Consider the following 12,949-nt stretch of genomic DNA (forward strand, 5'->3'; position numbering starts at 1 on the left):
CAAACGGCTTGCGGAGGGTTAGCCGAGTTGGGCCGTTGCTGTAGGCATTAACCACGTTTGGGTGCTTGGTGCAGCCCCGCGCCCTGGAGGAGATGCAGCAGCTTTTCGTGGATACCCGGTGTTGCGGCCACAATATCTCCGCTTTTCATATAGTCTTTTTCACCCGTTACGCTGCACACATAGCCCCCAGCCTCGGTGACCAGTAACTGTCCGGCGGCAATATCCCACGGGGCGAGGCGCATCTCCCAAAACCCATCAAAACGGCCCGCTGCCACATAGGCCAGATCCAGGGCCGCACTACCGGCGCGGCGCACTTCGCTGACATTTTCCATCACCTGCCCAAAGGCTTTTAAATAGGACGGCATCACTGAGCGATGGCGAAAGGGAAAGCCTGTGCCTAACAGGGCGTGACTGAGCCGTTCTTGGCCGGAGACACGGATGCGTCGTTCATTAAAAAAGGCGCCCCCCCCTTTTTCAGCGGTGAAGGTCTCATCTTTAAAGGGGTCGTGTACGACGCCAGCGACCACCTCTCCCCGGCGGGCCAGGGCGATGGAGATGGCAAAGTGGGGAATACCCCGTACAAAGTTGGTGGTGCCATCAATGGGATCGATAATCCACTGGAACTCGGCATGAGGGCGATGGCTACCGCTCTCTTCGGTGAGAAAACCATACTGGGGGTAGCCACGACTGAGTTGGTCCATTAACTCTTTTTCCACCGCCAGATCGGCAGAGGTGACCAGATCGTGGGGGGCTTTTTCGTGAATTTCCAACTTTTCGGGCCGGTCGAACTGTTGCAGGGCGATCTGCCCGGCACGACGAGCGGCACGGATGGCGACATGGAGAGCGGGTGCGGGATTCATGGTTTGACGACTCAATTTGGCAGGTTATCGGGGGTTGAGTGGCAAACAGCATAGCATCAAGAGGCTGCTGGCTACACCTTTGCGTGAAAAAAGGTTCCAGAAAGTAGCATGGATGGGTCGGTGCGTCCACCGGGGTGAGGGGCTTGGGTGCGCTTTCGTCCCTTTGTCCCCAGCGGCAACATTTACCGAACCGTGAAAAAGTGCCTGGGGCATTTTTTGCGTAGGGGTTGGTGGGGGGGTTAAGGGTCGCCGTGGTGCGTGAAAAAAGGCACCATAAGAGATTTTTACCATAAATTATAAAATAACAAATACAATAACATATAAAAAAACAGGGGGGGAATGAGGGTGAGGATCCCGTGAAAAAAGGCGAGTTGGCATAGCTGCTGCACAGATAAAGCTGAAACCGGAATCTCCGGGTAACGTCAATGCAAGGGAAAATGGCTGTGACGATCTCCTCACTGCTCAATATCTCCAAAACCGGCCTTCTGAGCAACCAGTATGCACTGAGCTCGGTTTCTCAGAACATCGCCAACGTCAATACCGCTGGTTATTCCCGTCAGACGGCGGCTCTGACCAGTAATCAGGGTGCGTTGCGTGGTAACACCGATGGTATTGGTGGTGGTGTTGCTGTCTCTGACTTAAAGCGCAGTGTGGATGCGCTGGTGGATAACCGTATTCAGCTGGGGTTGGGCGAGAAGGGTCGTTTGGAGACCCGCAACCAGTATTTGAATATGATCGAAAATGTGTTCAACGACCAGGATGGTGATGGTCTGTCGACCCGGTTGGATGAATTTTTTTCCATGGTTGATAAGTTGGCGGACAACCCCACCAGTCCCGCTTCTCGGGCGGAGTTGGTGGCCAGTGCTCAGAATGTCACCAACTTTGCCAATAAGATGTACGACGATTTGGCGGGTCTGGCGCTGCCGGTTGATCAAGAGATTGATGTCTTGGTCAACACCATCAACACCAAGCTTAAAAGCTTGGCTGAGGTTGATAGTGCCATTCAATTACGTGAAAAAACGAATAATCCTGCGTTGGACCTGAAGGACCAGCGGGATGAGATGATTCGTGAGCTCTCTGGCATGATCGACGTTCAGGTGCTCTCCAATCAGGATGGTTCCACCACCCTGATGACAGCCGGTGGTGAGCTGTTAATGGATCATGGTTTTACAGCCACTTTTGGGCGCGGTGCATTAGATACCACCACAGGTTTTGCCGGCATTACCGTTAATGGCAAAAGTGGTGACTATACCGATAAGCTCTCCAGCGGTTCTTTGAAAGCACTGTTGGAAGTTCGTGATCAGGTGGTGGGTGGCAGTAGCGGCTATCTGACCAAGTTAGAGAGCATTGTTGACGAGCTGCGTTTTCAGGTCAACAGCATCACCAGCACCTCATCCAGTATGTATTTGAACCAGAGCCAAACTGGCGTGTTTGATTTGGGTACGCAGACCGCGACGGCAGTGAACGCCCAGGACTACACCACGGTCAATGCCCCGCCGCCAGATTTGGGGCGGGTTGTGGATGGCACCGTCACGTTTGCTTATGGTAGCGATGCCAATAATCTGAGCTTTGATAGTGTCAATATCACGTCTTCGATGACCATTGATGAGGTGGTGGCGGCCTTAAATGCTTCTAATGCGGTAAGTGCAAGCGTCAATGCCAATAATCAGCTCTCCATTGCGGCAAAAAGCACCTACTACGCCGTCTCTGCTGACAGCAGTAACATTATGGCAGCCATGGGTATTGGTGCCCTCTTTGGAGGAACTGGGGCATCCAATATGGCGGTGAACAGTGAAATGGTTGCTGACCAGACCACCGTGCCGGTGGGGCGTATCCGTACCGACGCCAACGGCCTGCCACAGTTTGATAATGCGGATAATGACGGGGTTTTGGCGCTGGGCGATCTGCGCAACACCAAATTTACCCTGTTTGGTGAATCCCTCACCTTGTCGGCCCACTACGCTTCCACCATTAGTCAACTGGGTGCTGAGCAGGCCAGCAATGAGGAGCAGTTGGGGGCGGCGACCTCCACCTACAATTTTATGCAACAGGTCCGGGCCTCTATTTCCGGTGTCTCTCTGGAAGAGGAGTTGACCGACCTGATGCGTTTTCAGCGGGCCTTTCAGGCCTCCAGTAAAATGGTGGTGACCGCCGACGAGCTGTTGCAGTCGGTCATCGGCATGGTGAGATAAAAAGAATCCATAGGGGGCAGCCGTGCTTAGAGTAACGCAATCAACCCTGTACAGTACCACGGTGACGCAGTTGCAGGATCAGTATCGCACCATGAGTCAGATACAGGAAAAATCAACCAGTGGGCAAGAAGTTAATCGCCCTTCTGACGACCCAACCATCGCCTATCGGGATATGCTGTTTAGTACACAGCTCTCCGAGGTAGATGCTTTGGTGCGTACCACCGATTTGGCCTCTGAGCGTATGCGTATGGCCGAGACCAACTTGAGCACGATGGAAGGCAAGATGTTGGATGCCCAGCAGCTTGTTTTAACCCTGGGTACAGCCGTGCAGTCAGGGCAGCCATCGGTCTTTAATGCCGCAGCCCGCGAGGCGCAGGCCATTTACGAAGATCTGCTCTCTAGCGTCAATGCCGAGCTGGATGGTGTGCCCCTGTTTAGCGGCGGCAAGACTACGCTGCCCTACAGTGAGAGTAACTTGACCACCAGTGCGGTGAAAATACGAGAAGGTGGTCAAGGGCAAGTCAAAGCGACCACCGGTTACAGCGCCGCATTGACCGGTACACCGACCGATATTCCCGCTTCGGTTCGTGTTATTTATCGCTCGACTGACGATGCTGGTACGGCTCTTGCAACGCCTCAGTATCAGGTTAATGTTAATGGGGTTGAGGGTAGCACCATTGACAGCACGGGTTTTCCGCAGACCCTAGATTTAGGGGATGGCATGCAGCTGCAAGTGGACAGTGCGCCTGGGGATAAAGATGCGCTTTTCTTTGAGGTTGTACCCGCTTATCAGGGTGGGGCCGCAGACCGTGAGGTGCGTATTGCCACCGGGCAACGTCTAGAGGGCAATGTCACGGGCGAAGAGGTCATGCAGGGAACCGGTAATGGCCGGGGTGCGGATGTTTTTGCCGCTGTAGCGGGTTTGCGTGGGGCGCTTTTGCGCAACGATTATGAAGAGATCAACGCTTGGCTGACACCGGTGCAAGATGGGCGGGCCCAAATACAGGACCTAGAGGCGGTTACCGGAGTTCGGACCGTGCTGATGGAGTCGGTCAATGATTCGCTGGAGTTGGATTCTGACGCCTTGAAGACGGTTAAGGCTGTCAATATAAGCGTGGATGCGTTTGATATCTACAGCCAGTTGCAACAGACCAGTCAAGCGATGCAGATGATGACGGCCAGTGAGCGTCAAATACTTGATAACTCGCTACTAGATTTTATCCGCTAAGCACCTTTGAAGAAGTGGTGGAGAAACGAGATGGAAATTCAGGGAACACGCTTCGGTACGCTGGAGTTTGATGAGAAGGAAATCATTTACCTGAACGAAGGGCTGTTGGGCTTTCCGCTCTCTAAGCAGTTCCTGATGTTCCCTTATGGTGAGGACTCCTCCTTCTTTTGGTTGCAATCGGTGGATGAGCCAGAGATTGCGTTTATCGTAATCAATCCATTTGATTTCTTCTCCGACCTGGAGTTCGCGGTAGAAGATGAAGATGCCTCATCTCTGGTATTGGCCCGTAGTGAGGATGTGGAAATTTTTACGTTGGTAACCATTCCCGAGGGTCGTCCCGAGGAGATGCGTACCAACTTGGCGGGTCCTGTGGTGGTCAATGTGCAAAACCGCCTGGGTAAGCAGATTTTGTGTAAGGACTATTCGCCGCGTCAACCGCTGATTCCTGACTCGATGCGTTCCCAGCTCAAGGAGCAGGCACGTTCGAGTAAGGGCGGTCACGTCGCTGGCGGTCGTTAGGCTTCGAGGGATCGAGGGGATGAACCATGGTGAGTGAGCCACATGGTGCCATGCTTTTCGTCGGCGCGTATGTTGCCCTCGGCGGCATTCGGAGAAGAACCATGAAGTGTTAGGGTTCTTCTCACGGGGTAGGGTTGGCCCGGCACATTGAGCAACCCAGGTAACCACGGAAGGGCACAAGACGAAACGTTTGTCCCCAATAGGATTTGAGAGGGTAGAATCATGGCTTTGTATATCAATACCAACGTTGCTTCGCTGAATGCTCAGCGTAACTTGTCCAACTCCACCGGGAAGTTGGGTACCACATTTTCGCGGTTGGCTTCGGGTCTGCGCATTAACTCCGCTCGGGATGATGCGGCGGGTTTGGCGATTACCCAGCGCATGACCGCACAGATTCGTGGTTTAAATCAGGCGATCCGCAACGCCAACGACGGTATTTCCGTTTCGCAGGTGGCCGAAGGCGCACTGGATGAGACCACCAACGCACTTCAGCGCATTCGTGAGTTGGCGGTGCAGTCGGCCAACGCCATCTACAACAGCAGCGACCGTCTGAACCTGGATAAAGAGGTGGATCAGATGCTGGCTGAGGTTCAGCGTATCTCAGTAGACACAGAGTTTAACAAACTCAATGTGCTGGACGGTACCTACACCGGTCAAGCGATTCAGGTGGGTGCGTTTGCCAGCCAGACCATCACCATCAGCATTGCCGGTGCGCAGCTTTCGCACCTGGGTATTACCAATGTGACCATCAGCACGGCAGCGGGTGCCACGGCAGCCCTTTCCCTGATTGATTTAGCGTTGGATAGCATCGCCGATGTACGCGCCAATCTGGGGGCCATTCAGAGCCGTTTTGGGGCGGTGACGGCCAACTTGTCTAACATTGTTGAGAACATGTCGGCTTCACGCTCGCGCATTCAGGATGCCGATATTGCGGCTGAGACCGCGACACTGACCAAGAACGCCATTTTGCAGCAAGCGGGTACTGCGGTATTGGCACAGGCCAACCAGCAGCCCCAGTTGGCACTGCAACTGCTTGGTTAAGGTGTGGGGCAACCCCCCCCACCTTAACCCAAGGTGGTGGTGCTTTGACGCCAAGTAAGGAGGTGGCATGATGCAGATTTCAGCCATTTCACAGAGCTATGTTCCGTACGAGGTATGGGTGCGGGTCGGGGAAAGAGCCCTCTCCCAGGATAGTGACCGAGCTGTTGTTGGCAGAGATGGAGAAAAGGCTCAGGAGGCGGCAAAAATTGCCGACCTCGGGTCGGATGTTTCCAGGCTTTTGGAAAAAAATGTAAAAAAGTTAGAAAATGCGCTATCAGCGTTTACCTCTTTGCGGTTTGCTGTCGATAGAGATACTGAGGAACGGGTTGTCCGCGTTGTGAACCGGCAGACCAACGAGGTAATCCGACAGATTCCGACGGAAGAGATGCTCACACTGAGCAGACGGTTGCGAAACGCCCAGAGCCTCCTTTTAGAGACCACGGCGTAGCCCCGTCACTATGTTGCCGTTTGGTGGCGTAGATAATAATAAGGGAGTGGGATTATGGCGACCGGTAGTATTACCTTTGGGGGGTTGGCCAGTGGCTTGCCTGCGGATATCGTCGATCAATTGATGCAGTCTGAGCAAGCGCGTCTGACCAAGATGAACCAGACGAGCAACCAAGTAAGCGCGACCAAGAGCACCTATAGTTCGCTGGAGTCGCAGTTGCTGGCGTTGAAGAGCAAGGCTGAAGATATGCAGAGTGCGGATTTTTTCCGCCCGCATACCGCCACCAGCAGCGATGAGGATGTGGCAACCATCAGTGCAGACAGCGATGCTCAAGAGGGCAACCACAGTATAACCGTCAATCAGTTGGCAACCTATGATACCTTTGTTTCCAAGGGTTCGGTGACCACAACGACGGCTGGATTGTCGGCTGACACCACTTTTTCGTTTGACTACAACGGTACGAGCTACAGTGTTGCGCTGACGGCGGGGGATACCCTGGCGGATATCGCCGATGCCATTACCAATACCACCTATGATAATGAGGATGATGGTGAGGGGGTAACGGCCAGTGTGCTCTATGATGGGAGCAACTATCGCCTGCTGCTTAATGCGCGGGATAGCGGTACCAACAGTGGGGCCAGTCGTTTGGATCTCAGTGGTGCAGCGGATTTGGCCTTCGATTCAGGAGAGACCATTACCGGTGGTGTAACGGGATCCAATGATAACAGCGCATGGTGGAACTCGGTGGCCGGCGTAGACGCCAGTTTGACGGTGGATAACATTGCAGTGACCTCCACCACCAACGAGGTGAGTGATGTCTTAGCGGGCATAAAAATGTCGCTCAAGAGCACGGGCAATTTTACGATTTCGATTACCAATGATGAAGAGACGCTGAAAACCAATGTTCAGTCCTTTGTGGACAGTTTTAACTCGGTTATCTCTTTCATCAACAACAACAAGAGTAGCTTTGGTGGGGATTCGTTAGCGCGCAATACCATTAACATGTTGCGGGCCGAGATCAACACCCCGACCAGTGATAGCAGCTCGCCTTATAGTGAGCTGTCTACCTATTCGACGCTCTCATCCATCGGTATCAAGACGGATCGAAGCTCTGGTTTGCTCTCCATTGATTCCACCGATTTTTCTGAGGCGATGAGCAATGGTTTTAGCAAGATAGCCAGCATTTTCACCTCTAAGCCGTCATCGGCAGACGAGACGGCCTTCGAGACCGCCGGGGGTAATGAGGGACTCTCCTATCGTATGGAGAGCCTGGTTTACTCTTTGACCACCGATACAGACAATCCGTTTGATGCCAAAAGCAGCGGTTTGCAGGCGCGTTTGGACAGTATGGCGACATCCATTGAGCGTGAGGAGTCGCGTTTGGAGAAGGTGCGGGATCGTTTGACCAAGCAGTATGCCAACTTGGAACAGCTTATGTCGCAGATGCAATCAACCCAATCTGCGCTGACATCAGCACTCGCTGGGTTATCATAAGCCGCCCTTCGGATGGGGTGGTTAGGGGTTAACTAAAGAAAAAAGTTGGCCTCGTTAAGATAGTGTTAAACCGAACGAGGGAAAGGTTCGATATATTATGGCAGCGATACAGGTTAAGCAGGAGCAGGTGGTGCCATCTCAAGATCAATTGGGTTTACTTATTGATCTGTACGAGGGGGCGATTCGGTTTTTGGAGCAAGCTGTTCAGGCTGGACAAGCGGGCGACATGGTTGGGTTTCGTACCAACCTTGGCAGGGGTCGTCGGATTATCCAGGAGTTTCAGCGCACCCTTAATCCACGTCATGGGGGTGATGTTCCCAGCCAGCTCAATCGTCTGTATCAGTTCATGATCGATACCTTAAATGAGGTGGACCTCACCGGTGAAACCGCCCCGGTGAAGCAGGTTGTGGGTCAGTTAGGCACTTTGTTGGATGCTTGGCGGGGTGTTGTGCCCATGCTGTAATGGTCCCATGAGGGGTGTTTTTATCCCACAGGCCGGTTCGTTGTAACGCTTACCAGTCGGATAACATTAGCCCCATTGGGCGGTTAGGTAGAGTGAGATCACCATGTCATACGGTCTTCGCAGCTATAAAAGTTCTCGTGCCAACACCGCATCGCGGGAGGATCTGTTGATCCTGCTTTATGAGGGGGCGATACGATTTTTAGAGAAGTCGCTTCAGGCGCATACGGCTGGTACTCTTTCCGAACACAAAATGATGTTGCAGCGGGCAATGGCGATTATCAGTGAGCTGCAAAACACCCTTGATTTTGAAAAGGGTGGCGATCTGGCCATGCAGTTGTTTGATCTGTACAACTACATGTTGGATCGTTTGACCAAAGCCAACATCAACCGGGACATGAGTGCGATTAGTGAAGTGATCGAGCACCTGAATGTACTGTTGGATGGTTGGCGCCAAGCGGTGGCGCAGGTTAAGCGTCAGGGTGGCATGGCGGCTTTGGTGGCCAATGGTGGCAGTGCGTCGACAGACCCGGTAGATACGGTGACGGCGAGCAAGCCTGTGGCACCACGCCCTCAGCAAAAAGCGCCTGGGGCTCTGCCGCGTCTGTCGCGTCCACAGGTGTTGTAGGCGTCCATGGCTTAATTGAGTGTTAATGATGGGTTGGGGGTTCTGGTTATGGAGCACCATATCAGAGAGTTAAAGCGTATCTTGGATGCTTTAGAAGCTCCTGATGGGATGGATTCTGCAAAGATTCATACCTTAGAGCTTGAGATGAAGCAGGTGGAGTCGGCGATTGTAGAGTCGGCCAAGCTGCCATGGCCAGAAGCACAGCGCAAAAAGTGGGGGGATCGTTTGGATGAGCAGGTGCGGCGCATGCCGAGCATCCAAGCGCGTTTGTTGCAGGAGCGTGGTCGCATCTCTGCGCAGTTAATGAATGAGAACCGCCGTGTTAAGCGTATGCGCGATGATCGTGCCAGTGTTGCGGTTAACAATCGGGTGATTGGTCGCACAGCCTAATAGCGGATGGTCGAGAGGGTTGTATGGGAGGCTTCTTCAGCAATGAAGGAGCCTCTTTTGTTATGGCGGATCGCGATCTTTGCAGGACCACTAAGAAGCGACATAAGAAGATGGAGCGGGTGAGGAGAATCGAACTCCCGTCATAAGCTTGGGAAGCTTAGGCCCTACCACTAGACGACACCCGCACCGAAAAAGTGAGCACACTATGTCCGATTCCTAAAGCGCTGTCAACATGCCCTAACAGGCACAGGCTAAAAAATTGACTAGGCTCACGCTTGCTGCATCATATCTTCTTGGATGGCCTCTTTATCGATCCACCAGGGGCGGTTTTCCATCTTTTCCAGCATACCCATAATGCGGGGAACAAAGCTGTTGGGGTCGTTTAGGCCGTTGCGTTCCATCCAGGATTCAAAATGCGAGCCCGGCTCAATACCCAGGTTATGGGCGGCCATGTCCCACATTTGTTGGGCTTGCATCTGGGCCAACTCCCGTTCGGGATGGTCTGGTGTGCGATGGAGTGCCATAAGATTGGCCAGCGCCGCCAAGGGGCCAGCGGCGGGATGTCCGGACTCGAGGGAGGCCAGCAGATTATAGAGCACGATGACCACGTGGGAGACCGGGGCTTGGGGCAGTTTGACCACCAACCAAGCGGCCTGTAGGCGGGCCAAGTAGGCTTCGGGATGACGGTCATTGTTGCTCATCTCCAGCAGGGTATTGAGCACCCCCATCCAATTACGCTGGGCATTAAACTGGGCGATCCGTTGACGGGCGGCCTGCCACTCCTCCTCTAAGGGGCGCACGGAGTCGGGATCTTCCCGCTTGACGCCGGGCATGGTCAGCTCGTTAGAGAGCATGGGACGCTCTAGACTGATTTTAAGACCGGCTTGAATACGCTCAAACGGATCAGCGGGCAAGCGTTCGACCATGAGGGGTGTTCCTTTCAAAAAAACACACAGAACGGTTGTTCATCGGTGTGTAAGGGGTTTAACATCCAAGTGCTGGCATCATGGTAGAAAAAGAGTATCCTGGCACGGAAAAAGTTCAATAAGCCCCCTTACCTGCGGATAGATCGACTCATGCAAGAAACAGAAAAGCGGTTTTTTCTCTGGCGCTTTATCGATGATTTGGATTGGTTTGTACTGATCGTGGTGGCCATTATGTTGGGCGCGGTTCCCTTTGGGGAGCCCCACCTTTGGCAGAAATTGACGATGTTGGCCGCAGGAACACTGACAAAACCCCTGGATATTTTTGATCTGTGTATGCATGGTACTCCCTCTGTATTGCTGGCGATCAAGGCCATACGCCACTATGGTGGTTTTGCACCTGTGAAAGAGAAATCATGAATATCTGCCTGATTGGGATGCGTGGTTCGGGTAAATCCAACCTCTCCCGGCGTTTGTCGGTGCTTACCAAACGCACGGTGTTCTCTACCGATGCCCTGATAAGCTATGAACAGGAGGGGCAATCCATTGAAGAGATCGTGCGGAACGCCGCCCGTGGCTGGCACGATTTTCGGGATTTAGAGTACCAAGTGGTACGTCGCGCGGCCCGCATGCAGGGGGTGATTATCGACTGTGGTGGTGGTGTGATTGTGGATCTGGATAGCCAGGGTAGTGAGGTCTACAGCAGCCGCAAGGTTGGTGCCCTCAAGCGCAGCGGCATTGTGGTGTGGCTGCGGGGGGATGTGGACCGCTTGGTGCAAAAAGCTCAGACCAAAGCCATGGCTGAAGATCCCAACCGGCCCCAGTTGGATACCACACAATCCCTAAAAGCCTTGATGGAACACCGACTGCCCTTCTATGAAAAAGCTGCCGATATCATTTTGGATATTGACGGCAAAAAACGCCGGGATTTGGCGGTTGAGTTGATGAAACGGACCTCCGATGCGGCTTGGCACAGTATGGTTATGCGTCGCGGTCAAGAGTTGGATTGACTTTTTTGTGATGCCGTTCAGATTGGGTGGGGTGATCCCGCCTAGATTTTTATTTGACCATCATGCCCCCCTTACCGTTATGGCCTTGCCCTGGCCTAAGCTCATTGTTGGCACAATCTTTGTAGAGCTATTGATACCTTTCCCTTATCCGATTGCGGCAAGGGGGGGTTGAACAGCACTACAACATGCCACAGACGCCCTTAAAACAAGGGTGCTGAGCGCTGGAATCCATCCATAAGGAGGTGGGTCGTGGGTCAATATCCTTTAATCAGAAATCTGCATCATATGGTTGATCGTATCCTTTTGCACAAATTTCGTTTACCACGGGGTTACCTAAAACGGGCGGTGCGGGATAACATGCTGGCTCTGCTGCTAAGTTTGGGCATGGTGACCAGTTTGATGGGTAGTATGGTCGTGGGTTCTGGATATATGCCCGCTCCAGGCAGCTACACCTTGATCAGCTACGCGCAGCATGCGGGTTATTGAGGGCACGGGTCGCGTCGTGGCACGTTAAAACGTACCGGTTATCCAAACCCTATGGCGAACATAGCGCAGGCGCGGGCCATAATAATGGAGCGTGGGCCTATTTTTCCCTTATAAGGCTCCGTTGATAGGCCGATAAGAATATCAAATAGAGAGTAACCGAGAGTCTGCTTACATGCCGACGGATACGATAAGCGGTCTCTCGACGGGAAATGGGGAAAGGGCCATGACTCATGCAATGGACATTCATGGCGCCCGGGTCTACGACCGTTTAAGCCGTCCCGCAGCGCCACAACAGAACCGAGTACAACAAGTGTCGGATGCCCCGTCAGGGCGTACCGCCGCCCCGGTTAGAGATCAAGTGACGATCTCGGCCAGTGTGGAACGTGTGACCGATGCCATTGATACTCTGGTGGCTGATACACTGGACAACATGCCCGGCCGCTGGGATGCTCGTATCGAGCGTGAGGCGCTGGAACAGAGCATGATCTCGCTACGTCTGGGTACGCTCTATGCGTAATAGCTAGTGGGATGCAGCCATAAAGAAAACCGGCCTAATCAGCCGGTTTTCTTGTTTCGCCACGGTATATTGCCAAGCAGGACGGAAAGCCTACCTGTTAGCCCTTACCATTATTGACTTTGTTCAGCAGGATCTGACTGGCTTTAAACGTCACCACCCGACGGGCAGAGATTTCCACCTCTTCACCGGTTTTTGGGTTACGGCCCTGACGGGGATTTTTCTCCCGCATGGTGAAATTACCAAACCCGGATATTTTGACCGGATCTCCGTTTTCCAGTTGATTCCTAATAAGTTCGAAGACCGATTCCACAATGTCCGCCGACTCTTTCTTAGAAAGCCCAAGCCGTTGATACACTGTCTGCACGATATCCGCTTTGGTCATGGTCACAGCAAAATCTCCCCGTGGTTTTTTTTATTGAGTCCACCTATCGACCGTCCAGCACGGTAAAGGTTCAAAAGAAAATATCAGCTTAGCATATTAAGTAACAAAATGTAGCGAAAGGTCGCAGCCCATCCTGCAAAGTCTTTATATTATCGTTGCCCATTATAACGCTTTTCCGGACCCTAAATCACGGGAAAAGACGCTTTTATACCAACGTGTTCCAACGATAGAGTGATGCTTTTTTGGGACATAAGCAGCTTGCTTAAATGGGCGTGGAAAATAAAATATACGTCCTAGTTATCAGAATCTTACACCATATACAAGAAATCCGTAAACCCGACTATGGGACCGTGGTAAGCTTTTTTTAGTTC

At 52.8% G+C, this 12,949-nt stretch carries 16 protein-coding genes and 1 tRNA gene; 13 read left to right on the top strand and 4 right to left on the bottom strand.

Going from position 1 to position 12,949, the window contains the following annotated elements; translation table 11 throughout:
- Window positions 1-47: 47 nt before the first annotated feature.
- Window positions 48-860, bottom strand: coding sequence for an inositol monophosphatase family protein (locus tag MMC1_RS00400; protein ID WP_011711780.1), 813 nt, complete (start codon window positions 858-860; stop codon window positions 48-50).
- A gap of 443 nt (window positions 861-1,303) precedes the next feature.
- Between MMC1_RS00400 and flgK the strand changes: the two genes are divergently transcribed.
- The 9 genes from flgK to MMC1_RS00445 all read left to right on the top strand — a co-directional run bounded on the left by flgK (window position 1,304) and on the right by MMC1_RS00445 (window position 9,260).
- Window positions 1,304-3,052, top strand: a complete 1,749-nt coding sequence (gene flgK, locus MMC1_RS00405; RefSeq protein ID WP_160162638.1) for a flagellar hook-associated protein FlgK — start codon at window positions 1,304-1,306, stop codon at window positions 3,050-3,052.
- Window positions 3,053-3,074: 22 nt separating this feature from the next.
- Window positions 3,075-4,280, top strand: a complete 1,206-nt coding sequence (locus MMC1_RS00410) for a flagellin N-terminal helical domain-containing protein (RefSeq protein WP_011711782.1) — start codon at window positions 3,075-3,077, stop codon at window positions 4,278-4,280.
- Window positions 4,281-4,310: 30 nt separating this feature from the next.
- Window positions 4,311-4,799: a flagellar assembly protein FliW gene (fliW, locus tag MMC1_RS00415; RefSeq protein ID WP_011711783.1), complete on the top strand. Its 489-nt coding sequence runs from the start codon at window positions 4,311-4,313 to the stop codon at window positions 4,797-4,799.
- Window positions 4,800-5,021: 222 nt separating this feature from the next.
- Window positions 5,022-5,840: a flagellin N-terminal helical domain-containing protein gene (locus MMC1_RS00420; RefSeq protein ID WP_011711784.1), complete on the top strand. Its 819-nt coding sequence runs from the start codon at window positions 5,022-5,024 to the stop codon at window positions 5,838-5,840.
- Between the two features lie 67 nt (window positions 5,841-5,907).
- Complete coding sequence (locus MMC1_RS00425) at window positions 5,908-6,288, top strand: flagellar protein FlaG (RefSeq protein ID WP_011711785.1); 381 nt, start codon at window positions 5,908-5,910, stop codon at window positions 6,286-6,288.
- A gap of 54 nt (window positions 6,289-6,342) precedes the next feature.
- Complete coding sequence (gene fliD / locus MMC1_RS00430) at window positions 6,343-7,782, top strand: flagellar filament capping protein FliD (protein ID WP_011711786.1); 1,440 nt, start codon at window positions 6,343-6,345, stop codon at window positions 7,780-7,782.
- Between the two features lie 97 nt (window positions 7,783-7,879).
- Window positions 7,880-8,245, top strand: coding sequence for a flagellar export chaperone FliS (gene fliS, locus MMC1_RS00435; protein WP_011711787.1), 366 nt, complete (start codon window positions 7,880-7,882; stop codon window positions 8,243-8,245).
- Between the two features lie 103 nt (window positions 8,246-8,348).
- Window positions 8,349-8,870, top strand: coding sequence for a flagellar export chaperone FliS (fliS, locus tag MMC1_RS00440; RefSeq protein WP_011711788.1), 522 nt, complete (start codon window positions 8,349-8,351; stop codon window positions 8,868-8,870).
- Between the two features lie 48 nt (window positions 8,871-8,918).
- Window positions 8,919-9,260, top strand: coding sequence for a hypothetical protein (locus MMC1_RS00445; RefSeq protein ID WP_011711789.1), 342 nt, complete (start codon window positions 8,919-8,921; stop codon window positions 9,258-9,260).
- Between the two features lie 111 nt (window positions 9,261-9,371).
- Here MMC1_RS00445 and MMC1_RS00450 read toward each other — a convergent pair.
- Together MMC1_RS00450 and MMC1_RS00455 are read right to left on the bottom strand one after the other, a co-directional pair.
- Window positions 9,372-9,445 (bottom strand) — tRNA-Gly (locus tag MMC1_RS00450).
- An 84-nt stretch (window positions 9,446-9,529) separates the two neighbouring features.
- On the bottom strand, window positions 9,530-10,186 hold the full coding sequence (locus MMC1_RS00455) for a hypothetical protein (protein ID WP_011711790.1): 657 nt from the start codon (window positions 10,184-10,186) through the stop codon (window positions 9,530-9,532).
- A 150-nt stretch (window positions 10,187-10,336) separates the two neighbouring features.
- Here MMC1_RS00455 and MMC1_RS00460 point away from each other — a divergent pair, with 150 nt between their 5' ends.
- From MMC1_RS00460 to MMC1_RS00475, 4 genes are all read left to right on the top strand, one after another.
- Entirely contained in the window at window positions 10,337-10,603 is a 267-nt protein-coding gene (locus MMC1_RS00460; protein WP_011711791.1) for a hypothetical protein, read from the top strand.
- Window positions 10,600-11,193: a shikimate kinase gene (locus MMC1_RS00465; RefSeq protein WP_011711792.1), complete on the top strand. Its 594-nt coding sequence runs from the start codon at window positions 10,600-10,602 to the stop codon at window positions 11,191-11,193. The genes MMC1_RS00460 and MMC1_RS00465 overlap by 4 nt, the downstream gene beginning before the upstream one ends.
- 249 nt (window positions 11,194-11,442) lie before the next feature.
- The gene (locus MMC1_RS00470; RefSeq protein ID WP_041640499.1) at window positions 11,443-11,679 is read left to right on the top strand and encodes a hypothetical protein; all 237 of its coding nucleotides are present in this window, start codon (window positions 11,443-11,445) and stop codon (window positions 11,677-11,679) included.
- A gap of 223 nt (window positions 11,680-11,902) precedes the next feature.
- On the top strand, window positions 11,903-12,196 hold the full coding sequence (locus MMC1_RS00475) for a hypothetical protein (RefSeq protein WP_011711793.1): 294 nt from the start codon (window positions 11,903-11,905) through the stop codon (window positions 12,194-12,196).
- A gap of 97 nt (window positions 12,197-12,293) precedes the next feature.
- Here MMC1_RS00475 and MMC1_RS00480 read toward each other — a convergent pair whose 3' ends face one another.
- Window positions 12,294-12,578, bottom strand: coding sequence for an integration host factor subunit alpha (locus MMC1_RS00480; RefSeq protein WP_041641540.1), 285 nt, complete (start codon window positions 12,576-12,578; stop codon window positions 12,294-12,296).
- Window positions 12,579-12,949: the final 371 nt, after the last annotated feature.

The organism is Magnetococcus marinus MC-1, assembly GCF_000014865.1.
GTDB lineage: Bacteria > Pseudomonadota > Magnetococcia > Magnetococcales > Magnetococcaceae > Magnetococcus > Magnetococcus marinus.

Excerpts from the sequence above, each read along its gene's own strand:
- MMC1_RS00400 (WP_011711780.1), bottom strand. The coding sequence starts at position 860 with ATGAATCCCGCACCCGCTCTCCATGTCGCCATCCGTGCCGCTCGTCGT.
- fliW (WP_011711783.1), top strand. The coding sequence starts at position 4,311 with ATGGAAATTCAGGGAACACGCTTCGGTACGCTGGAGTTTGATGAGAAG.
- MMC1_RS00420 (WP_011711784.1), top strand. The coding sequence starts at position 5,022 with ATGGCTTTGTATATCAATACCAACGTTGCTTCGCTGAATGCTCAGCGT.
- MMC1_RS00425 (WP_011711785.1), top strand. The coding sequence starts at position 5,908 with ATGATGCAGATTTCAGCCATTTCACAGAGCTATGTTCCGTACGAGGTA.
- fliD (WP_011711786.1), top strand. The coding sequence starts at position 6,343 with ATGGCGACCGGTAGTATTACCTTTGGGGGGTTGGCCAGTGGCTTGCCT.
- fliS (WP_011711787.1), top strand. The coding sequence starts at position 7,880 with ATGGCAGCGATACAGGTTAAGCAGGAGCAGGTGGTGCCATCTCAAGAT.
- fliS (WP_011711788.1), top strand. The coding sequence starts at position 8,349 with ATGTCATACGGTCTTCGCAGCTATAAAAGTTCTCGTGCCAACACCGCA.
- MMC1_RS00445 (WP_011711789.1), top strand. The coding sequence starts at position 8,919 with ATGGAGCACCATATCAGAGAGTTAAAGCGTATCTTGGATGCTTTAGAA.
- MMC1_RS00455 (WP_011711790.1), bottom strand. The coding sequence starts at position 10,186 with ATGGTCGAACGCTTGCCCGCTGATCCGTTTGAGCGTATTCAAGCCGGT.
- MMC1_RS00460 (WP_011711791.1), top strand. The coding sequence starts at position 10,337 with ATGCAAGAAACAGAAAAGCGGTTTTTTCTCTGGCGCTTTATCGATGAT.
- MMC1_RS00465 (WP_011711792.1), top strand. The coding sequence starts at position 10,600 with ATGAATATCTGCCTGATTGGGATGCGTGGTTCGGGTAAATCCAACCTC.
- MMC1_RS00475 (WP_011711793.1), top strand. The coding sequence starts at position 11,903 with ATGACTCATGCAATGGACATTCATGGCGCCCGGGTCTACGACCGTTTA.
- MMC1_RS00480 (WP_041641540.1), bottom strand. The coding sequence starts at position 12,578 with ATGACCAAAGCGGATATCGTGCAGACAGTGTATCAACGGCTTGGGCTT.